The organism is Pseudomonas putida, from assembly GCF_030159595.1.
Classification (GTDB): Bacteria; Pseudomonadota; Gammaproteobacteria; order Pseudomonadales; family Pseudomonadaceae; genus Aquipseudomonas; species Aquipseudomonas putida_AC.
The window spans coordinates 207,624-229,526 of the sequence record NZ_BSKJ01000003.1; the positions used below are offsets into that span (position 1 = coordinate 207,624).

Sequence of the window (21,903 nt, forward strand, 5' to 3'; positions counted from 1 at the left end):
CGGATGTGTGTCGCGAAGGGGCGCATGACGCGCCCCTGCATTCAAACCGCCAACCGGGAAGTCGACCCGATCACACGCTCCAGCACCCGAAAATCAATCCACGCCCGCACATCGAAACGGCGCGGTATGAACCCCCACCTGAACAAGAACTCGGTAAAGTCCTGCAGCGCCTCGATCGAACGGCTGTCCAGCGTCGTGCGCAAACGCCGGTGCGCATCGTCGCCATAGGCCGCCGCCACCCAGTACTCGCTGGTGTTCAGCTCACGTGCCAGAAAGCGCCGGGTTTCTTCCGGGTTAGCCCAGGCCCACTGTTCGGTGCGCAGCACCGTATCGACCAAGGTACAGCTGGCATCGAAATGGTTTTCCAGCAAGTGCCGGTCCACGGTCAGCGTGCGCGGGGTGCCGTTGTTGCTGCGGATCAGCGGGTCGGGGTGGCTGCCGGTGTCGACCACCACGCGCAGGCCGAACTCGTGGGCCAGGTGCACGGCATGTGCGCCCTTGAGGAAAATGGCGTCGATATCGCCACGCAACAGGCCGATCAGCTCGTTGTTGCGGCGGCTGAAGCGGCTGGTATCCAGGCTCACTTCAGCACCATACAGGTGCTGCTTGGCATCGTCGCTGTAGGTGCCGCCGTAGGGGTAGTCGACCAGCTCCACATCGGCTACCGCCAGGCCTTCCAGCTTCAGGGCATTCTCCAGCCCGCGCAGGGCCTGGGCGCGGGTGAAGTCGATCTGCACATTGGCCCATTTGGGCAGGCCGAAGCGGCGGTTCTTGAGGTCGCGAATGCTGCGCACGCCGCTTTCTTCGGTGGTGAGGATCAACTGCACTTCATCGCTCCACGACAGCCCCAGCACGCGGGTCTCGACGCCGCTGGCGTAGGCCCAGATCGCCGGGATGTTGCCACCATGGCGTACCGAGTTCTGCAGGTGGTGGTCGTAGTGGGCTTCGCGCACCTCGCGTTCGCTGGACTCACGCAACGACTGGATATTGGTGCCGAACGGCGTAAAGGCCTCGGCCAGTCGCCCCGACTGCACGGCGATGCCGAGGCCGGTGGGCACGGGGCTGTGGGTGTACCAGAGGGTTTCCAGGGGCTTGGTCATGGGGTCGCGGGTTTCCTGTCCATGGGAATGGGGGCCAGCAGTTGGTCCAGAGGTTGGCGGGCGATCCAGTCGCGCACCTCGAAGCGGGCCGGGATGAAGCGCCAGCGCTTGAGGAACTCGACAAAGTCCTGCAAGGCATCGATGGCCTGCTCGTCCAGGCGAGTGCTCAGGCGCAGGTGGGCGTCAGCGCCGTAGGCCACTTGCACCCAGTACTCGCTGCTGTTGGTTTCCCGCGCCAGGTAGCGGCGGGTTTCATCCGGGTGCTGGTGGGCCCAATGTTCGGCGCGCAGTACCGAGCCGAGCAGGGTGCGCACCACCTGCGGATGCTGCTCAAGCAGGTGGCTGTCTACCGCCAGCGTGCGCGGCGTGCCGTTGTTGCTGCGGATCAGCGGGTCGGGGTGGCTGCCGGTGTCGATCACCGTGCGCAGGGCAAAGGCGTGGGCCAGTTGCACGGCACTGGCGCCCTTGAGGAAGATCGCGTCCACCTCGCCGCGCAGCAGGCCGGCCAGTTCCAGGTTGCGGCCTTCGCTCTGGGTGCTGGACACCGGCGTACCGGCCACGTTGCGCACCGGGCGGTCGCTGAACGTGCCGTCGTAGCGGTAGTTCACCAGCGCCACGTCGCCCACTTGCAGGCCTTCGAGCTTCAGGGCGTTTTCCAGCCCGCGCAGGGCCTGGGCACGGGTGAAGTCGATCTGTGCCGAGGCCCAGTCAGGCAGGCCAAAGCGGCGGCCTTTGAGGTCTTTTACAGTGTGGATGCCGCTGTCTGGCCGGGCCAGGATCAACTGCGCTTCGTCGGCCCACGACAGGCCGATCACGCGGGTGTCACGGCCTTGGGCACGGGCCCAGATGGCCGGGATGCTGCCGCCGTGGCGTACCGAATTGAGCAGGCTGTGGTCGAAGTGCGATTCGCGCACGGCCTGCTGGTCGGCTTCACGCAAGGACTGCACCTGGGTGCCGAGGCTGGCCAGGTCGTCCTGCAGCCAGCCTTGCTGCACGGCGATGCCCAGGCCGGTGGGCACCGGACAGCGGGTGTACCACAGGGTATCGAGGGGTTGGCTCATGGTGTGCTCCGGTCGGTTCAGGCGCTGGCCTGCAAAGGGGCTGAGGTGGTTTGCTGCACCAGCGGCAGCACTTCCTGGCCGATGCGCAGGGCCTCTTCCAGGTGCGGGTTGGCGGCGAGGATGAAGGTGCTGAAACCGGCATCGCGGTATTCGGCCAGGCGTTCGGCGATGTGCTGGTGGCTGCCCACCAGGCCCACGGTGGGGCCGGGCTTGGCCTTGGCGAAACCGGCCCACAGGTTGCGTGCCAGGACCAGTTCGTCAAAGCCCTGCAAGCCCTGGTGATAGGCCGCCTGACGTGCGCCGCCGACGGAGTCCGAGCCGGTCACGAAGCTTTTGGCCGAGGCGCTGGCCTTGCCTTCCAGGCGCGCGAATTGCTGGCGCAGTTCGCGCCAGGCTTGTTCCTCGGTCTCGCGGGCGAACAGGTCTACGCGCAGGCCGAAGCGCACGGTGCGGCCCTGCTTGTCGGCCAGCTCGCGCACGCGCTCGATGTGCGGCTTGAGCGTGTCGATCGGCTCGGCCCAGTTCAGGTACACATCGGCATGGCGCGCAGCTACCTCCAACGCGGCATCGGAAAAACCGGAGAAGTACACGCCCGGTTTGCGCTCGTGTTGCAGGCCCGGCGGCAGGCTGCCGTTTTCCAGGCGGTAGATATCGCCTTCGTAGGAATAGGTGTCCTGTGTCCACAGGCCTTGGATCACGTCGAGGAATTCGCCGGTGCGCTTGTAGCGCAGGTCATGTTCCAGGAAGTCGCCATTGGCCCGTTGATTGGCCGGGTTGCCGCCGGTGATGATGTTCCAGTCCAGCCGACCTCCGCTCAGGTTCTGCAGGATCGCTGCCTGTTGGGCGGCATAGGCGGGCAGGGTCCAGGTGGCCTGGAAGGCGATCAGGAAGCGGATGCGCCGGGTTTCACGGGCCAGTGCTGCAGCCGCGATCCACGGCTCCGGGCCGGTGGGCAGCAGCGCGCCTTCGAAGCCAGCCAGCTCGGCCGCTTTGGCCACTTGGGCGATGTAGTCGATGTAGGTGAAACCATCGGCTTGGCCATCGGGCCGCCGGCCGGGGGCGATGTTGCCGGGGCGGAACACAGGGTTTCCGCGGTTGTGGCGGTCGGTGGACAGCTGCGGGCCGTCGGTGCCCAAGGGCAGGCGCCAGAAGAACTCGGTGGTCATGGGGGCTCCTGAAGGGGGAGGGTGTGCAAGTGGGGAGGGTGGTGCAACGGCTGTGCCATGGACGGCGCAGGGCCGGTGGGGTGGGGGTTTGCGGGGTCGGCTGGGGGAGGGGTGCTGCTGTGGCAGCAATCGGGCAGCAGTGGATGTTGAAACAGCAGCAGGGTTAGCCTGCACTGGCCCTATCGCCGGCAAGCCAGCTCCCACAGGATCTCCACTGAACCTGAGGCCTGTGGGGTCCTGTGGGAGCTGGCTTGCCGGCGATAAGGCCCTCAGATCATGCCTCGGTCACAGCCTCCCCGGCACTGCGCAGATACGCGTCGTACAGCGCCGCATAAGCACCACTTCGCCCGATCAACTCGGTATGCGGCCCTTGCTCCACCACCTTCCCGTGCCGTACCACGGCAATCCGGTCAGCATCGCGTATAGTCGCCAACCGATGCGCAATGATGATCGCCGTGCGCCCCTGGCACAGCCGGCGCAGCGCACGCTGTATGCGCCGTTCGGTGTGCACGTCCACCGCCGAGGTGGCTTCGTCCAGCACCAGCACCGCCGGGTCGGCGAGGTACGCCCGTACCAGGCACACCAGTTGGCGCTGGCCATGGCTCAGGTGCGCGCCCAGCGGGCCGACTTCGGTGTGGTAGCGCTGCGGCAGGCGCTCCAGCACTTCGTCGGCGCCCAACTCGCGGGCGGCGACTATCAACTGCGTATCGTCGGCAGCCGGTGCGGCCAGGCGCAGGTTGTCGAGGATGCTGCCGCTGAACAATACATTGTCCTGCAGCACCACACCCACGTTGCGCCGCAGGTCGTGCTGGGCCAGCGCACGCAGGTCGATGCCGTCCAGCTTCACGGCGCCGCGCTGCACTTCGTAGAAGCGCGTCAGCAGTTGCACCAGGGTGCTCTTTCCATGCCCCGAGGGGCCGACGATGGCCAGCACTTCACCGGCGCGGATATGCAGGTCGAGCCCGTCGATCACCGGGCGCGAGCCGTTCGGCGTATAGGCAAAGCCGACCGCGTCGAAGTCCACCTGGCCGCGCGCCCTGTTCAGGACGTGTGGCGCGGGCGGGTCGAGCACCTGTGGTCGTGTATCGAGCAACAGGAAGATACGCTGGGCGGATGCGCTGCCGGTGGCATAGCGCTCGAACAGGTCCGACAGCTCCTGCAGCGGGCCAAGGAACAGGAACACATAGAACAGGCTCTCGGCCACCTGGCCGACCGTGACCTTGCCCTCCGCCAGGCCATGGGCGCCGACCAGCAACAGCACGGCCATGCCGGCGGTGCTCAGCAACGCGGTGAACGGCGCGAACCAGCCAGCGCGCAGGCTGCCGCGTATCAGTGCCTGGTTGAAGTCTTCCAGCAGGCGGCGATAGCGTGCCTGGTTGGTCTGCTCCTGGCCGCATTGCTGAATCAGCCGCACGCCACTGACACTCTCCACCAGGTGCGCGGTGAAGCGGCTGCGTTGCTCGGCCACCTTGGCCCAGTTGCGCTGCGACACCCGCTTGAAGCGCCAGGTGGCTACGACCAGCAGCGGTACCGTGGCTGCCAGGCTGTAGAAGAAGCTGGGTTCGATTCGCCATAGCATCACCGCCGCCAGGCCGCAGCGCAGCAGGGCGCCGAGCAGCTCGGGCGGGCCCTGTACCAGCAAGGGCTCCAGCGCGTCTACGTCACGGTCGGCACGGGAAATGATGCGCCCGGCACGCGTCTGGTCGAAGTAGCTCACCGACAGCGCCTGCACATGGGCGAATACCTTCACCCGCAGGTCGTTGAGCACGCCGATGGCCGCGCGCCCGGCAATGAACTGCGACACACCCGCCAGTAGAAAGCGCCCCAGCCAGCTGGCCACCAGCCCCAGGCCCAGCCACAGCACCAGGCGTTCGTCGAGCAGCCAGTGGTCGGCGCTGGGCACCAGGCCCTTGTCCAGCAGCTCGCGCACGAACCACGGGCGTAGGAAAACGGTGAATACCAGCAGCAGCTCGATGCCGATCACCGCCAGGATTTGCCGGCGAATGGGCCGCAATAGTGGCAGCAGGCGGTGGAACATGCCCCGGTCCAGCGCCTGTCGAGCCAGGCGTTGCTCGATGTCGATATCGCTGGCAGGGGGGTGCTGTGCATCAGTCATGGTCGATCCCCAGCAGGTCGCGATAATGGGCATTGTGTGCGCTCAGCTCGGCATGGCTGCCGCTGGCGCTGATGCGGCCGTTTTCCAGCATCAGCACGCGGTCGGCCAGCAGCAAGGTGGACAGGCGGCTGGTAATCAGCAGCAAGGTCGGGCCCTGGCTGCCTGTGTTGTGCAGGCGGCGGATGTTGTGCAACACCTGGCGTTCGCTCAGGGCATCCAGGGCGCTGGTGGCGTCGTCCAGGCAGAGGATGTCGGGCGTGCCAAGCAGTGCCCGGGCCAGGCACAAGCGCTGGCGCTGGCCGCCAGACAAGGTCACGCCGCGATCACCCAACGGCGTGTCGAGACCGTGGGGCAGGCGCTCCAGCACGTCCTCGGCAGCGGCCAGGCGCAAAGCTTCACGCAACTGGGTGTCGCTGGCCTGCGGCGCCGCCAGGCGCAAATTGGTGGCCAGGCTGTCGGAGAACAGAAAGCTTTCCTGCGGCAGCACTTGCACGCGGCGGCGCAGGTTGGCCAGTTCGAGGTCACGCACGTCGTACCAACCGCCGGCATCGCTGCCAACCTGCACGTTGCCGTGCTGAACATCGGTCAGGCGCGGCAGCAGGCTGGCCAGCAGGCTTTTGCCGGTGCCGGTGGCGCCTACCAGCGCCACCACTTCACCTGGCAGCAGGGTCAGTGAGCAGCCTTGCAGGACAGGTCGGCCAGCTTCAACGGCGCCCACCTGCACCTGGTTCAGCTTCAAGCCCAACGGCCCGGCAGGCAGGTTGGCGTGGCCGCCAAGGATGGCCGGGCGTTCGTCCAGCAGCTGCCAGATGCGCTCGGCACTGGCCCGGGCATCGGCGAAGGTCTGCATCACCCGGCCAATGCCCTCGATGCGGAACACCAGCGTGGTCGCTACCAGCAGCGAGGTCACCAGCTCGCCGATGCCCAGCGTGCCGGCGGCCACACGGTGGGCGCCGTAGACGAGGATCCACACATGCCCCAGCGCCACTACGGCCTGTGGCAGCGGAATACGCGAACTGGCGTAGGCGAGGGCGGCGCGGGCGTGGCCGCTAAATACGTCGACCTGGCTGGCGAAACGGGCGATGCGTTGTTGTTCCAGGCCAAACGCCTTGATCACCCGCACGCCGCCGATGCCTTCGGCCAGGTCCTGGCTGACCTGGTCGTAGGCGGCGCCCACGGCGCGGTCCAGTGTGACCAAGCGGTCGGTCTGTACCACGAACAGCCACAACCCGGCACCGGTCAGCATCAAGGGCACCAGGCCCAGCAGCGGGTCGTACCAGCCAAGCAGGCCAACGGCGGCAATCACCACCAGCGGGGTTTCGATGATCTGCCGCCAGAAGGTGATCAGCGCGTCGCGCACCTTGTCGGCATCGCGAGTGGTGCGGGTGACCAGTTCGCCCATGCCGTGTTGCCAGTGGTAGCCCAGGTGCAGGCGCTGCACCTGGTTGAGAATACGCTCACGCAGGCGCGTGAGCAGGGCCTGGCTGAGTACCAGCGACAGCACGGCGGCGGCATATTGCAGCAAGCCTCGGCCCAGGGCGATGGCCAGCAGCAACCACAGCCAGTGCCAGCCCACGCTGGCGTCCAGACTACCGTCGGCCAGGCGCTGCACGGCGCGGCCGGTGCTGACGTCATCGACCGCATGGCCGATCAGCCACTGCTGCCAGGCCAGGCCGAGGTTGCCGGCGATGTACAAGGCCGTGACCAGCGCGAAACGCCAAGGCATTTCGCGGTAGATGGCCAATGCCCGAAGAAGCGGGTGGTTCATGTAGATCACTCAAAGGGGGCTGCTTCACAGCCCATCGCCGGCAAGCCAGCTCCCGCAGTGATAGCGGTGCCCTTGAGCCTGGTGCCATCCTGAGAGCATTTCCTTAGGTACAGCGCTGGCCCTGGGCCTGGTGCGGTCCTGTGGGAGCTGGCTTGCCGGCGATTGGGCCGTATGGGGTTCAACGTCGTGTGGCGCCCTGGGTTTCCTTGGCATTGAGCACCGCCGTGTACTCCCCCGGGTCAGCCCCGTTCAGGTAGTAGTTGCCCACGTTGTGCAGCCGCCAGCGGATCGGGTCATGGGTGGTGTGCACCCGGGCATTGCGCCAGAAGCGGTCGAGGTTCCACTTGCTCAGCGAAGCGCTGGCCCCCAGCAGCGAGAACAGATCACTGGAAATTTTTAGCGATGCGGCATCGGAATGTGCCCGGGCAGTTGCTACCGACAAGATCAGCTCATCCTGCAGCGCCTTGTTCTCTGGATCGCGCTCGTGGTCGTCGAACACCCGCGCAGCCTCGCGCAACACCGACTCGGCACCGCGTAGCGCCACGGCATATTCGCCAATCTGGCGAATCACATGCGGCTCGTCACTGGCGCGCTCGACGCCGCTCTCCACCCAGGCCCGGGCATGCTCGCGCAGGTACTCGACAGCGGCCTGCAAGGCGCCTGCGGCGATGCCGGTATCGATGGCGGCGTGGAGGATCTGCGGGAAAGTGAGGCCGGTGCGCTTCATCGGCCCGCTGCGGCGGGTCAGGTAACGCTCGTCGAGCACGATGTTGTCGAAGATCACGGTGCCGCTTACCGAGTTTTGCTGCCCGAAGGCCTGCCAGTCATCGACCAGGGTCAGCCCCGGGGTATCGCGGTGCAGCAGCACGCCCACGCCACCGTCTTCGCTGGCCGCGGTCAGCGAGATCCACTCGGCCAGGTAGGAACCGGTGGAGTAGAACTTGCTGCCGTTGAGCACCCACCGGCCATCGGCGCGGCGCTCGACGCGGGTTTTGAGGGCGAACTTGTTCTTGCCACCGACTTCGGCCAAGGCATTGCCGAAGCGCTTGCCTGCCAGCACATCGGCAATCAGCCGGTCGCGTACGTCGTCCGGGTAGCCGGTAAAGATGCCCCGCAGCATCACGTTGTGGATCTGCAGCAGTTGGCCGACGCCGCCGTCGGCGGTGGAGACCAGGCGTACGGTTTCGACAAGGGTCTGCACCGAGGCACCGAGGCCGCCGAACTGGGAGGGCACCGCGATGGCGGTCAGGCCGCTGCTGGACAACAGCTCGGCCTGGCGGCGGGGGAGCTGGCCATTGTTGCGTGGGTCGGCGGCCAGTTCGGCGATTTGCGCGGCGACCTGGCGGGCTACTTCGATGGCCTCGGTCTCGCTGGTCAGGCGGCGGGCGGGGGAGGGTTCTAGGGCGCTCATTGAGGGGTCTCGGGTTTGTCTGAGGGGGCCAGTGCGCCTGCTTCGCGGGTAAACCCGCTCCCACAGGGACCGCGTTGCCTGAGCGTTGCGCGATCCCTGTGGGAGCGGGTTTACCCGCGAATGGCTACACCGCGGTCCCAAGCCCTTGAGCAATATCTTTGCCACCGCTCTGCAGGCCCCATCCTCTGCGGCTTCCGCTGCCTTTTGCTGCCCCAGCAACACCACCGTTGCTGATCTGGCAGCACCCCGCCCGCAATCCTGCTCCCAGCCCAGCAAACGGCGCCCACAACCAAAGGCAAACCCCGCGTAAATCAAGGCTTCCAGCGGTTGGCACGCACACTGCAATGGTGCTTCCACGACGCCCAAGGAGCCACCCCATGTCCCTCGTAACCCCTACCGCAAAGCGCCTGGCAGACGATCCGTCCGCCCTGGAGCGTATCTGGTTCACCCGCTGCCCGGTGCCCACCGCCTCGGGTATCGCCTACAAGCTTGGCTGGCTGGAGCAGGAATTCGCCGCTGACGGCCTGCCGGTCTCGACCCTGCAGGAGGCTCGCCAGCTTGGCCATCACCACTACGATCACCAGTTGCCTGGGCTGTTCCGCGAAGGCGGCAATGTGCCGGCGCTGGCTGCACGTGCTTCAGGCTCGCCCAGCCGGCTCATCGGCCTGACCTGGATCGAGGAGTGGCAAACCATCCTGGTTCGTCCGGACTCGGGCATTCGCAGCGCCGCCGACCTGCGTGGCAAGCGTCTGGCGCTGCCGGCCTGGGGCGATAGCCGCCCTGGCAGCATCGCTCGGGCCATGAGTCTGCAGGGTTACAAAGGCGCCCTGGCTTCGGTGGGCCTGCACCTGGATGACGTGCAGCTGGTGGAAGTCGCGCTGCTCGACCAGGCCGATGCCGCCACCCCGCAGCTGGGCTTGCAGCGGCTGTGGTCGGGGCTGGAGTACCTGGCACGCGGCGAAGTCGATGCGGTGTATGTGAAGGGCGCGGCAGCCGCCGACGCCGCACGCCGGCTGGGCCTGGTGGTTGGCGTCGACCTCGACCGGCTAGCCGACCCGCGCCACCGCATCAACAACGGCACACCGCGGCCTATCACCGTGCACCAGCGCCTGCTCGACAACCACTTCGACCTGGTGGTGCGTTTCCTTGCGCAGACGTTGCGTGCCGCCGAGTGGGCAGCGGGCAACCGCGCCGCGCTCACTGGCATCCTCGAAGAAGAAACCCGCGCCGGCAGCCAAGGTGTAGCCGAGGCCTATCGCGGCGACTTCCACACCACCCTGGCACCGGACCTGTCCGCACAACGCCTGGCCTTCCTCGGCACGCAAAAGGACTTCCTGTACCTGCACGGCTTCCTCGAAGCCGACTTCGACATCGCCGACTGGGTCGATCCGCGCCCTCTGCAAGCTGCCCATGAACTGCTGGCCCAGCGCCGTGCCTGACCTGACTGGAGATTGAACATGACCGTACTGATCAACGAACGCCCCGTCACTGCCGAACTGCAAGCCTTCATCGACCAGGTGGTGGCCGAAGCCGAAGCGGCCTTCAGCGTATTCCGCGAAACCAACACCATCACCGCCAATGGCACCGTCGGCTTCATCGAGCGCGTGCCGGGTGAAGCGCTGCTGGTATCCGTGAACTACGGCGGGCCATGGAACCACCGCAACCCGTTGCAGGCCACCGTCACCGACTTTGCCGGCAACGTCATCGTTGGCAAGGGTAAAGGCGGTCTTGGCCGTTACACCAAGCTGTTCCAGGCCCACCCCGACGTTACCACCGTGTCGCATGTGCACAGCCCGTACCTGGGCGCCTGGGCGCAGACCCACCGCACGTTGCCGTTCCACTATGTGCCGGTACAGCGCTACCAACTGGCCCGCGAGCTGCCGGTGTACATCGACCGGCGTCAGGCCGAGGTGGATTTCATCCTCGACAAGATTGCCGAGAACCCGTTCAACCTGGCGATTCTGGAGGCCAACGGCGGCTCCACGGTATGGGGCAAGCAGGGGCTGCGAGCCACGGCGGAGTTCATCCTGTTGCTGGAGGAGGGGGCGCAGATCCAGTTGCTGGCCGATGCCCTGGGCGGGTCGCGGCCTTACGGGCCGGGGGTGCTGACCCAGCAATGGAAGATGAGCGGGTTGTATGACCGTGCTACCGAGTTGGGCCTGGTGCCTGGCATCGATCGGCGCGGTTGATTTTTGGGGCGCTGTGCGCCCCTGCACCCCACCCCAAGACAAGGATCCCACCCCATGGCAGTAAAAATCCTCTGGTACCTCACCACCCCCGACGGCCCCTACCCTTGGGAGCCCGAAGGCCGCTGGCACACCGATTTCGAACACCTCAAGCAACTGGCCATCGCCGCCGACCGCCTGGGGTTCTACGGCTCGCTGCTCGGCTCCAGCCCCAACGAAAGCCTGGCCGTGTCGGCAGCGTTGATCGACGCGACCAAGCGCCTGCGCTTCCTGGTCGCCCAACACCCCGGCGAGCTGTCGCCAGCAGTGCTGGCCAAGTGGGCGCTCACCTTCGACCAGTTCTCCAATGGCCGCCTGCTGTTCAACGTGGTCAACGGCAACGACGCCGGGCTGGCCACCCTGGGCGTGCATTACCCGCACGATGAACGCTACGACTTCAGCCTGGAATACTGGCGTGCCTTCCAAAGCTTCTACGCGGGCGAAACGGCCGGCTACGACGGTCGCTACGTCAAGCTGTCGCCACGCTCGCCGGCTGCCGCCCATCACCCACTGGGCGGTTGGCACCCACCGAAGCAAAAGCCTGGCATCCCGTTGTGGGGGGCTGGCACTTCGGCACCGGGGGTTGCCCATTCCGTGCAGTTGCTGGACGTGTACCTGAGCTTCGCCGACACCCCGCAAAAGCTGGGTGACAAGTTCCGCCGGGTGGCGGGCGAGGCGGCGAAGATCGACCGCGAGCTGACGTACGGCACGCGCCTGCAAGTGATCGTGCGCGAGACCGAGGAAGAAGCCTGGGCCCACGCCGAGCGCCTGTTGCAGCGCACCTCGCTGGCCACCGCGCGCGCGGCCATCGAACGCCAGTTGCCTCCTGGTCAAACCATCGACAGCTACGTCAGCGATGACCCGCGCATTCAGCGCAACCTCGACAGCATTCGCGCCGGGCGCCTGCCAACGGCCCGCGAGCTGGAGATCTACCCCAACGTCTGGCTGGGCCCCAGCCTGTTCGGCTTCAACATCCTCGGCCCGGCTGCCGGCACTTACCTGGTCGGCAGCGCCGAGCAGGTGGCCGAGCGTATTCGTGAATACGAAGCCCAGGGCACCTCGGCGTTCATCCTGTCGGGCTTCCCGCTGATCGACGAGGCGCACAGGGTGGCCGACCTGCTGTTCCCGTTGCTGGACCTGGACCACGGCTTCGACGTACCGCGCCTGGGTGCGGCGAGCAAACCGGCTGCCGTGCAGCCGGCATAAGGAGAAGGTAATGAGCGAGCTGTTTTCGCGCCGGGTGTTTCTCGGCAATAGCCTGGCTGTCGGTGGCGGCCTGCTGCTCGGCGGCGGGCTGCTCAGCGGCTGTGACAGTGGCACACCGGCAGTGGCCAGTGCGGCGCTGCCAGGTACGCCAGTGCGCGGTGGGCGCTTGCGGGTGGGCATTATCGACGGCGACCAGGCCGGCAACCTCGATGCGCACAAGCCGATAGGCGGCGGCATCATTCGCGGCTGGGCACTTTACGCCAAGTTCTGGGAGTGGAATGCCGATGTCAGCACACGCCTGGCACTGGCCGAGTTCGCCGAGCCGAATGCCGATGCCAGCGCCTGGACTATCCGCCTCAAGCCGGGGCTGGAGTTCCACCACGGCAAAAGCATCACGGCCGACGACATGCTGTTTTCGATCCTGCGTCTGACCGACCCGCAACTGGCTTCGCCGTTCGCAGGGCTGGTCGGCGCAATCGACCGCCAGGCCTTGCGCAAGCTGGACGAGCGCACCCTCGAGATCCGTTTCAAGCAAGGGCAAAGCTTCTACCCGCTCGATGAAACGTTGATCAGCTTCGGCGGCATCGTGCCCACCGACTACCACCCGGTGACCAACCCGGTGGGCGCAGGGCCGTACCGGCTGAAAAGCTTCATCCCGGGCCAGCGCTCGCTTTACACCCGTTTTGAAAACTACTACAAGCCCAACCGCCCCTATGCGGACGAGCTGGAAATCATCGAGTTCAAGGACCAGGTCTCGCGGGCCGCGGCCCTGCGCGCCGGGCAGATCGACGTGGCCAGTGGCGTGCAGGCCGAGCACAGTGCGTTGCTCAAGGCCGATCCACGGCTGCGTCTGTATGCCTCGCCCACCACCTCGTTCACCGGCTTCAACCTGAACCTGGCCAAGGCACCGTTCCAGGATGTGCGCGTGCGCCAGGCGTTCCGCCTGCTGGCTGACCGGCAGGAACTGGTGGCGCGTGGGCTCAATGGCTTTGGCCGGGTGGCCAACGACCTGTATTCGCCCCACGACCCCACTTACAACCACGCCATTGCCCAGCGTCCGTACGACCTGGAGCAGGCCCGTTCGCTGCTGCGCCAGGCGGGGCAGGACGACTTACGCGTCGAACTGACCACCACGCCTGGGGCCGGCGTCAACGCCGCGCTGGTGTTTGCCCAGCAGGCGCTGAAGGCCGGTGTGCAAGTGAAGGTCAATCAGGTGGACGGGTCCGTCTTCAATGGCCCGCAACGTGAGCAATGGCAACTGTCACCGGGCTCGACCCCAGCGCGCGGCTTTCTCGCCTCGGCACTGCACAACGATGCGCCGCAGGCCATCTACAACCGCAGCAACTTCCACGATCCGCGCTTCACCGAACTGTACCAGCAGGCGCTGGCCCAGCCCGACCTGGCGCAGCGCAAGGCCCTGGTGCATGAGGCCCAGGCCATCCAGCACGAACGTGGCGGGCTGCTGATCTGGGGCTTCTCCGACGTGCTCGATGCCGCGTCGGCCAAGGTTGGCGGACTTACGCCGGAACAGACCACTTTCGCCTCCTGGCGCTTCGACGAACTTTGGTTGAATCCCAATGCCTGATACCCGACACACGCCCCGCACGCCGGCCTGGCTTGCCTGGTTCATCGGCCGCCTCGGTTACGGGCTGCTGACCGCCTGGGTGATCAGCCTGGTGGTGTTCATCGCCACCCAGGCGCTGCCCTCGGACCCTGCACGGGTGATTCTTGGCCCGGATGCGCCGCTGGAAAGCATCCTCACCCTGCAACGGCAACTGGGCCTCGACCAGCCGATCCTGGTGCAGTACCTACGCTGGCTGGGCGCTGCGCTACGCGGGGACCTGGGGATATCGCTGGATTCCCAGGTCCCGGTGGCGCAGCTGTTGTTCGGCCGCCTGGGCCACACCCTGGCTTTGCTGGCCGGGGTGCTCGCCCTGGTGGTGCCGTTGGCCCTGTTGCTGGGCGTGAGCCTGGCCCTGCGCCGCGACAGCCGGCTGGACCGCTGGAGCCTGTCGGCGTTGATCCTGCTCAAGGCCACACCGGGCTTTCTGCTGGCCATTGGCCTGGTGCTGTTGTTCTCCATGCCCGGCATGGGCTGGCTGCCAGCGGTGTCGATCCTCGACCCGCAGCTGCCGCTGTGGCGGCAGTGGCCGTCGCTGGTGCTACCTGTGCTGGCCCTGAGCCTGACGGCACTGCCGTACCTCACGCGCCTGGTGCGCGCCTCGATGATCGAGGCGCTGGAGTCCGAGTATGTGATTGCGGCTCGCCTGCGCGGTATCCCCGAGCGCCGCATCGTCTGGCGGCACACGTTGCCCAATGCCCTGACCCCGGCCATTCAAGGTGTGGCGCTGACCCTGCGCACGCTGGTCGGTGGTGCGCTGCTGGCCGAGGTCATCTTCAGTTTCCCGGGCATTGGCACCGCGCTGAACGCGGCGATCCAGATGCGCGACCTGCCGATGGTCCAGGGGGTGGTTCTGGTCATCACCTTGGCGGTGGTGCTGATCAACCTGCTGGCCGACCTGCTGACGGTATTGCTTACCCCCAAGCTGCGCACTGCACGCCGGGTGCGGATGATCCGCCGTGTTCGGCGTGGTATCCGCCCGTGGTGGCGCCGCGCGCGCAGCACCCCTGCCCAGGAGGCGACCCATGACTGAATTCCGCTGGCTGGCCGACGCGCAGGTGCGGCGTGGCGCTGTGATTACTGTGTTGGTGGTGCTGCTGGCAGCACTCGGCCCTTGGTTGGCGCCGTATGCCCCCACGGCGATGGTTGGGCCGGTGTACGGCCCGCCGGCTGGCGGGGCACCGCTGGGGCATGACTTTCTGGGCCATGACCTGTTGTCGCGGTTGCTCAGCGGCGGCCTTTCGGTGCTGTGGATGTCGGTGGCGGCGGCCACCCTCGCGTTACTGGTCGGCGGCAGCCTGGGCCTGTTGGCCGGGTTCTCGCGCAGGCGCCTGGACCAGGCAATCAGCTGGGCGGCCGACGTGTCGCTGGCGTTTCCGGACCTGATTCTGGTGCTGCTGATCGTGTCCATGCTCGGCCGGGCGCCGTGGCTGATCGTGCTGACCGTGGCCATCGCCTTCACGCCCGGCGTCATCCGCCTGGCCCGTGGCAGCGCGGTGGCGGTGGCGGGGCAGGAGTTCGTCGAGGCGGCGCAGATGATGGGATACCCGCGTTGGCGCATCCTGTTTCAGGAAATCCTGCCAAACATTCTCACGCCGATGCTGGTGCACTTCGGCAACATGCTGACCTGGGCGGTGGGCATGCTCTCGGGCCTGAGTTTCCTGGGCTATGGGGTGGCACCACCCGCTGCCGACTGGGGGCTGATGATCAACGAAAACCAGGCCGGCCTGCTGGTGCAGCCATGGGCCGTACTGGCACCTGCATTGCTCATCGGGGTGTTTGCCTATGGCACCAACATCCTGGCCGAAGGTATTGGCCGGGCCAGTGCACGGATTGGGGAGAAGCAGCCATGAACGCGCCGTTGAACGTTGCGAGTGAAGTGTTGCGGGTCAGTGACCTGCGGGTAGAGCTGGCCGGGCAGGTCGATGTGCTGGCCGAGGTTTCCTTCAGCCTGGCGGCTGGGGAAATCGTTGGCCTGGTTGGCGAGTCCGGCTCGGGCAAGACCACGTTGGCCACGGCCTTGCTGCGCCATGCCCGGCAGGGCGCACGCATTGTGGGTGGGCATGTGACGGTGGCCGGGCAATCGTTGCTCGAACTTGAAGGCGAGGCGTTGCGCCTGGCCCGGGGCGGGCTGGTCGGTTATGTGGCCCAGGACCCGGCCACGGCGCTGAACCCGGCGCTGCGCATCGGTGCCTTGCTGGGTGAAACCCTGCTGGCGCATCAGCCTGCACTGCCGCGTGATGCCGTGCGCCAGCGTGTCGGCGAAACGTTGCTGAATGTGGGCCTGCCCGATGAAGACGCCTTCCTGCGGCGTTTCCCGCACCAACTGTCTGGCGGGCAGCAACAGCGGGTCATGCTGGCCCTCGCGTTCGTCTTGAAACCGAAGCTGATCGTGCTTGACGAGCCCACCACCGCACTGGACGTCACCACACAGGCCCATGTGCTGCAAACCCTCAAGCGACTGTGCCGTGGCCAGGGCGTTGCGGCGCTGTATGTGACCCATGACCTGGCGGTGGTGCGTGGCCTGGTCGACCGGGTGATGGTGATGTACGCCGGGCGGCTGGTGGAAGTCGCCGGGCGTGAGGCGCTGTTCCGCGCCCCCGCGCACCCGTACACCCGCGCCTTGCTCGCAGCCATTCCCGACATTGCCCGGCGCCAGCCGTTGCAGGCGATTGCCGGGCATGCACCGGCACCGGGGCAGCGCCCGGATGGCTGTGCGTTTGCGCCGCGCTGCGCCCGGCGTCGTGCTGAGTGTTCAGTGATTGAACCGTCGCTACTGGCGCATACGGACAGCCATCAGGTCGCGTGCCTGGTACCCGAGCAGGAAAACAAGGCCTTGGGCGAGGTACCGGTCGAAGCACTGGCAGCACCCGGTGATGTGTTGCTTGAGGTGCAGGGCCTGGACGTTGCCTATGATCGCCAGGTGCTGTTCGATGTGTCGCTGCAGGTACGGCAAGGTGAATGCCTAGCATTGGTCGGTGAGTCCGGTTCGGGCAAGACCAGCCTGGCCCGCGCCATTGCCGGGTTGGGCGAGAACGTGCAGGGGCAATTGCGCTATGCCGGGCAACCGCTGGCCTTTGCCGCCCGCCAGCGTGATGCGCGTTTGCGCCACCAGATTCAGTATGTATTCCAGAACCCTTACCGGGCATTGAACCCACGGCAGACGGTCGGGCAAACCTTGAGCGCGCCATTGACGCACTTTTTTGGCGTGCGCGGTGCCGAGGCCCGGCAGCGGGTCGAGGCGGTGCTGGCGCGGGTGTCGTTGCCAGCCCGTGTGGCGGACCTTTACCCGCAGGGGCTTTCCGGCGGCGAGCGTCAGCGCGTGGCCATTGCCCGAGCGTTGATCTGCGAGCCGAAGTTGCTGGTGTGTGACGAGGTTACCTCGGCGCTGGATGTGTCGGTGCAGGCCTCGATCCTGGCCCTGCTGCGGCGCTTGCAGGGCGAGGGGCTGACGTTGCTGTTCGTGACCCATGACCTAGGGGTGGTGCGGGCGATTGCCGACCGGGTGCTGGTGCTGCGTCAGGGGCGGGTGGTAGAGCAGGGGGGGACCGGGCAGGTGTTGGATCGACCGGCTGATGCCTATACCCAGAACTTGGTGGCGCATTCGCCGAGCCTTGCCGGGTTGTGATCTCTTTTGAGTGCTGGCGGATAGCGGGAGGTTGGAGCAGGTCATGTGGGCGCGACCTTGTGTCGCGAAGGGGCTGCAAAGCAGCCCCCCTGCAATCTATCAGTGGCTCACTGCCTGAACGCTGCTTTTACGGCTAGCCTCATACGCTGCTTTTTCCATCGGCTTGGCGTCTGGGTTGCCCAGGTCTTCCATCGCCAGGCGATGGGTTTCCGGAGCAATGTAGGCCGCCAGGGCGCACACGCAGGTGATGAAGAACGCGAGACTACCCACCACCAGCGGGATGTTGTCCGAGCCAGGCGGTGCAACCAGGGCGAACAGCGCCGGCAGCATGGCGGTCAGCATGGTGCCGATGTTCTGCGCGATGGCCATCGCCGAAACACGGTAGCGGGTGTGGAACAGCTCCGGGTAGAAGCTTGGGAACACGGCGTTATAGCCTTGGTAAACCATGCCCCACATGACGATCGATGCGGCGAACGCCATGGGCACGTTCTGGATGCTGATCGCATACAGGTAGACGAAGGCCAGCAGGCCCGAGCCCAGGCAACCGGCGATCATGGTCGGGCGACGGCCGATCTTGTCCGACAGGTTACCCACGAACGGGATCACCAGCACCGCGACGATGTTGCCGACCACCGGGATCCACAGGTACACGCTCTTGTCGAAGCCGATGCCATAGGCGGGCTGCACCGCATAGGCTGCACCGAAGATGGTGGCCACCACCGGGATCACGTTCATCAGGGCCATGAACATCACCAGCACCATGTGTTTCCAGCTGTGGCGGAACGCTTCGCTGATCGGCGACTTGGCCACTTTGTCCTGCTTCTCTTCCTTCACGAAGGCCGGGGTTTCGTGCACTTCCTTACGGATGATGAAGCCGGCAATCAGCACGATGGCGCTCATCAGGAACGGAATGCGCCAGCCCCAATCGGTGAAGGCTTCGCTAGGCATGAAGTAAGCCAGTGGCAGGAACACCGCCGCTGCCAGTACCTGGCCGGCCTGCACGCCTTGCAGGGTAAAGCTGGCGTAATAGCCTCTTCGACCGAACGGCGCGTGCTCCATGATCATGGAACTGGCACCGGAAATTTCCCCGGCCACGGCAAAGCCCTGGATCAGGCGCAACACCACCAGCAAGGCTGGGGCGAGGTAACCGATGTCGTGGTAGGTGGGCAGCAGGCCGACGGCCATGGTCGACAGGCCCATCAGGAACATGCACAGCAGCAGCACGTTCTTGCGACCGCGGGTGTCACCCCAGTGGCCCAGTACGAAGGCGCCGACCGGGCGCGCCAGGTAGCCCACGCCGTAGGTAGCCAGCGAGGCAATGATGGCCATTTTCGGGTCGGTATTGGGGAAGAAGATCTGCGGGAAAATCAGCGCAGCGGCCTGGGCGTAGATGAAGAAGTCGTAGTACTCGAGTGCCGAGCCTATCCATCCACTGGCGGTCGCTTTTTTGGCTTGTGAGCTGGAGTGAGCCATCGTTGTCTCCGTTGTTATTGTTGTTTGCGCAGGTTCCGCCGTTGGTTCGCCAAGGCAGGAGGCGGTGGTCGGTGTGCCTGCGTCTGTGGTTCATGTTGACCACGGGCCAGCGGTCTAGCAATTCGTTAAAACGGGTTTTGTGCGATAATCGAACGCAAAACTAACCATTCCGTACAAAGAGATTGAAGCGACGACTTTACCTGCGAATAATTGATCGTGCCATAAACTGTGACAGGGGTTTTTACCTGACTGGCACCGTCATTTTCTAACAACAAGGAACTCCCGCCATGCAGCGTTCGATCGCTACCGTGTCCTTGAGCGGCACCCTGCCGGAAAAGCTCGAAGCCATCGCCGCCGCCGGTTTTGACGGCGTCGAGATCTTCGAAAACGACCTGCTCTATTACGCCGGTAGCCCGCGTCAGGTGCGCCAGATGTGCGCTGACCTGGGTATTGCCATCACCTTGTTCCAGCCGTTCCGCGATTTTGAAGGCTGCCGCCGCGACCGCCTGCAGAAAAACCTCGACCGCGCCGAGCGCAAGTTCGACCTGATGCAAGAGCTGGGTACCGACCTGGTGCTGGTGTGCAGCAACGTCCAGGCCGATGCCCTGGGTGATGAACAACTGCTGGTCGATGACCTGCGCCTATTGGCTGAGCATGCCGGCAAGCGTGGCCTGCGCATTGGCTACGAAGCCTTGGCCTGGGGCCGCCACGTCAACACCTACCAGCAAGTCTGGAACCTGGTGCGTCAGGCCGACCACCCGGCGCTCGGGGTGATCCTCGACAGCTTCCACACCTTGTCGCTCAAAGGCGACCCGAGTGCGATCCGCGATATTCCTGGCGACAAGATCTTTTTCGTGCAGATGGCTGACGCGCCAATCCTGGCCATGGACGTATTGGAGTGGAGCCGCCACTTCCGCTGCTTCCCGGGGCAGGGCGAAATGGACATGGCCGGTTTCCTGGCGCCGATCCTGGCCACCGGTTACCGTGGGCCGCTTTCCCTGGAAATCTTCAACGACGGCTTCCGCGCCGCGCCGCCCCGGCAGAATGCCGCCGACGGCCTGCGTTCGCTGTTGTATCTTGAGGAACACACGCGTCTGCGCCTGGAGCAGGAAGGGTCGCCGATCGAACCTGGCGTGTTGTTCACCCCGCCGGCGGCCAGTGCCTATGACGGTGTGGAATTCCTCGAATTCGCGGTCGACGAGGCCGTTGGCGCCCGCCTGGGTAGCTGGCTGAAGCGCCTGGGCTTTGCCGAAGCTGGCAAGCACCGCAGCAAGGACGTGCAGTTGCTGCGCCAGGGTGATATCAACATTGTCCTGAATGCCGAACCTTACTCCTTCGGCCACAACTTCTTCGAGGCCCACGGCCCGTCGCTGTGCGCCACGGCGCTTCGGGTCAAGGACCAGCAGGCCGCGTTGAAGCGTGCCACTGCCTACCGTGGCCAGCCGTTCCGCGGCCTGGTTGGCCCCAACGAATGTGAAGTACCGGCAGTCCGTGCACCGGACGGCAGCCTGCTGTACCTGGTGGAGCAGGGCACTGCCGGCCAGACGCTGTACGACACTGACTTCAGCCTGGACAAGAACGCCACCGCCACTGGCGGCCTGCGCCGTATCGACCACATGGCCCTGGCCCTGCCGGCCGAGTCGCTGGACAGCTGGGTACTGTTCTACAAGAGCCTGTTCGATTTCGCCGCCGATGACGAAGTGGTGCTGCCCGACCCGTATGGTCTGGTCAAGAGCCGCGCCCTGCGTAGCCAGTGCGGCACTTTGCGCCTGCCGCTGAACATTTCGGAAAACCGCAACACGGCTATCGCCCATGCGCTGTCCAGCTATCGCGGCTCCGGTGTGCATCACATCGCCTTCGACTGTGACGACATCTTCCGCGAAGTGGCGCGTGCCAAGCTGGCTGGGGTGCCGTTGCTGGAGATCCCGCTGAACTACTACGACGACCTGGCAGCACGCTTCGACTTTGATGATGAGTTTCTCAGCGAGCTGGCGTATTACAACGTGCTGTACGACCGCGACGCCCAGGGCGGTGAACTCTTCCATGTGTACACCGAGCCGTTCGAGGAGCGCTTCTTCTTCGAGATCATCCAGCGCAAGGGTGGCTATGCCGGTTACGGCGCGGCCAACGTCGCGGTGCGTCTGGCCGCCATGGCCAAAGCGCGTAGCGGGGCGGCGCGTAAGCCGGTGCTCTGAAGTTTAAGCTGTGGGGGGCTTGAGCGTCTCAAGGGCGCTCAGCCACCATCAACAACGACTGCGGCACTGCGCTTTGCGGGTGCTGCGGCTCCTGCAGGCTGACCAACCGCAACCCCGCCATGTCCAGCGCATTCAGCCAGCTGGCCAGGGTACGGAAATACCACGGCATCGTCTGCCAGTCCCCGGCAAGCCCGGCAAATGACTCCTCCCTCCAGCCATCCTGATAATCCCCGCCCGCCACGCTCCAGGGGTGGAGCGTCTGGATCACCAGTGCGCCTCCAGGTGCCAGCAGGTCACGCATCGCCACCAGCAGCGGGATGATGTCCTGGTGCAGCAACGCAAAATTGGCGCAGATCAGGTCATAGCCTTTGCCAACGCAGGCCTGGGCTTCGGCCAACTGCGCATAGCTGGCCAGGTGTACCTCGGCCGAGCCCGCAGCCCGCGCGGCATCCACCAATGTTCTGTCACCGTCGACGCCCACGGCCTCAATCCCACGATCACCCAGTGCACGCAGCAGCCAGCCCTCACCACAGCCAAGGTCCAGCACCCGTTCGGGCTGGCGGGCAAGAATGGCCAGCAGGATGGCCTGGTCGGTGACCTGGCGGCGGCTTTCGATGGCACCGCTACGCACGGCGTCGATCCAGGCTTGAGCGTTGTGCTGCCAACTGTCGAGCAGGGTATTTTCAGGATTGATCATGGTGGTCTCCCGGTCGTTGAACGTGCGTTGCATGGAAACGCTACCTGATTGTTGAAAGCAGTTCTCACTTGCGTAGACAGAATCGCCCCCATGAGCGACGTGCTACCCGGCTCCGACAATCACCTGCGCAATCGCGAATACTGGTCGGGTGTGGCATCGTACGGCGCAATCTCGCCGGGTTACCCGAGAGCCTTGCAGCTGTCGGCCACTGTCGACTTCTGAGGCAGAGCCCGCAC

The 21,903-nt window shown here is 65.6% G+C and carries 16 protein-coding genes and 1 pseudogene; 9 read left to right on the plus strand and 8 right to left on the minus strand.

Annotation, left to right across the window (positions count from 1 at the left end; genetic code table 11):
• Positions 1-41: 41 nt before the first annotated feature.
• The 6 genes from QQL85_RS08290 to QQL85_RS08315 form a co-directional block, all read right to left on the minus strand.
• Entirely contained in the window at positions 42-1,100 is a 1,059-nt protein-coding gene (locus QQL85_RS08290; protein ID WP_284355980.1) for an ABC transporter substrate-binding protein, read from the minus strand.
• On the minus strand, positions 1,097-2,161 hold the full coding sequence (locus QQL85_RS08295; protein ID WP_284355981.1) for an ABC transporter substrate-binding protein: 1,065 nt from the start codon (positions 2,159-2,161) through the stop codon (positions 1,097-1,099). The genes QQL85_RS08290 and QQL85_RS08295 overlap by 4 nt, the downstream gene beginning before the upstream one ends.
• Before the next feature lie 17 nt (positions 2,162-2,178).
• Entirely contained in the window at positions 2,179-3,327 is a 1,149-nt protein-coding gene (locus QQL85_RS08300) for an LLM class flavin-dependent oxidoreductase (protein ID WP_284355982.1), read from the minus strand.
• A gap of 274 nt (positions 3,328-3,601) precedes the next feature.
• Complete coding sequence (locus QQL85_RS08305; RefSeq protein ID WP_284355983.1) at positions 3,602-5,443, minus strand: ABC transporter ATP-binding protein; 1,842 nt, start codon at positions 5,441-5,443, stop codon at positions 3,602-3,604.
• Positions 5,436-7,211, minus strand: a complete 1,776-nt coding sequence (locus QQL85_RS08310) for an ABC transporter ATP-binding protein (RefSeq protein ID WP_284355984.1) — start codon at positions 7,209-7,211, stop codon at positions 5,436-5,438. Before QQL85_RS08310 ends, QQL85_RS08305 begins: the two co-directional genes overlap by 8 nt.
• Before the next feature lie 178 nt (positions 7,212-7,389).
• Complete coding sequence (locus QQL85_RS08315) at positions 7,390-8,622, minus strand: acyl-CoA dehydrogenase family protein (protein WP_284355985.1); 1,233 nt, start codon at positions 8,620-8,622, stop codon at positions 7,390-7,392.
• Between the two features lie 377 nt (positions 8,623-8,999).
• Here QQL85_RS08315 and QQL85_RS08320 point away from each other — a divergent pair, with 377 nt between their 5' ends.
• Genes QQL85_RS08320 through QQL85_RS08350 form a run of 7 tightly spaced genes read left to right on the plus strand, consistent with a single transcriptional unit; the run spans position 9,000 to position 17,302 of the window.
• Positions 9,000-10,061, plus strand: a complete 1,062-nt coding sequence (locus QQL85_RS08320; protein ID WP_284355986.1) for an ABC transporter substrate-binding protein — start codon at positions 9,000-9,002, stop codon at positions 10,059-10,061.
• Between the two features lie 18 nt (positions 10,062-10,079).
• Entirely contained in the window at positions 10,080-10,811 is a 732-nt protein-coding gene (locus tag QQL85_RS08325; protein ID WP_284355987.1) for a class II aldolase/adducin family protein, read from the plus strand.
• A 54-nt stretch (positions 10,812-10,865) separates the two neighbouring features.
• The gene (locus QQL85_RS08330; protein WP_284355988.1) at positions 10,866-12,053 is read left to right on the plus strand and encodes an LLM class flavin-dependent oxidoreductase; all 1,188 of its coding nucleotides are present in this window, start codon (positions 10,866-10,868) and stop codon (positions 12,051-12,053) included.
• A gap of 10 nt (positions 12,054-12,063) precedes the next feature.
• On the plus strand, positions 12,064-13,638 hold the full coding sequence (locus tag QQL85_RS08335) for an ABC transporter substrate-binding protein (protein WP_284355989.1): 1,575 nt from the start codon (positions 12,064-12,066) through the stop codon (positions 13,636-13,638).
• Positions 13,631-14,707 (plus strand): ABC transporter permease, encoded by a 1,077-nt coding sequence (locus QQL85_RS08340; RefSeq protein ID WP_284355990.1) that lies wholly within the window; start codon positions 13,631-13,633, stop codon positions 14,705-14,707. Before QQL85_RS08335 ends, QQL85_RS08340 begins: the two co-directional genes overlap by 8 nt.
• Positions 14,700-15,527 (plus strand): ABC transporter permease, encoded by an 828-nt coding sequence (locus tag QQL85_RS08345; RefSeq protein WP_284355991.1) that lies wholly within the window; start codon positions 14,700-14,702, stop codon positions 15,525-15,527. Before QQL85_RS08340 ends, QQL85_RS08345 begins: the two co-directional genes overlap by 8 nt.
• Positions 15,524-17,302, plus strand: a complete 1,779-nt coding sequence (locus tag QQL85_RS08350) for a dipeptide ABC transporter ATP-binding protein (RefSeq protein ID WP_284355992.1) — start codon at positions 15,524-15,526, stop codon at positions 17,300-17,302. The genes QQL85_RS08345 and QQL85_RS08350 overlap by 4 nt, the downstream gene beginning before the upstream one ends.
• Positions 17,303-17,401: 99 nt before the next feature.
• On the opposite strand, the gene QQL85_RS08355 is transcribed toward QQL85_RS08350, so the two are convergent.
• Positions 17,402-18,775, minus strand: a complete 1,374-nt coding sequence (locus QQL85_RS08355) for an MFS transporter (protein ID WP_284355993.1) — start codon at positions 18,773-18,775, stop codon at positions 17,402-17,404.
• A 287-nt stretch (positions 18,776-19,062) separates the two neighbouring features.
• On the opposite strand from QQL85_RS08355, the gene quiC reads away from it, so the two are divergent.
• Entirely contained in the window at positions 19,063-20,970 is a 1,908-nt protein-coding gene (quiC, locus tag QQL85_RS08360) for a 3-dehydroshikimate dehydratase QuiC (RefSeq protein ID WP_284355994.1), read from the plus strand.
• Positions 20,971-20,998: 28 nt separating this feature from the next.
• Here the strand turns inward: quiC and QQL85_RS08365 are convergent, their stop codons facing one another.
• The gene (locus QQL85_RS08365; protein ID WP_284356015.1) at positions 20,999-21,667 is read right to left on the minus strand and encodes a class I SAM-dependent methyltransferase; all 669 of its coding nucleotides are present in this window, start codon (positions 21,665-21,667) and stop codon (positions 20,999-21,001) included.
• Positions 21,668-21,796: 129 nt separating this feature from the next.
• Between QQL85_RS08365 and QQL85_RS08370 the strand changes: the two are divergent.
• A pseudogene (locus QQL85_RS08370) lies at positions 21,797-21,889 on the plus strand (ferric siderophore receptor protein); the annotation flags it as partial.
• Positions 21,890-21,903: the final 14 nt, after the last annotated feature.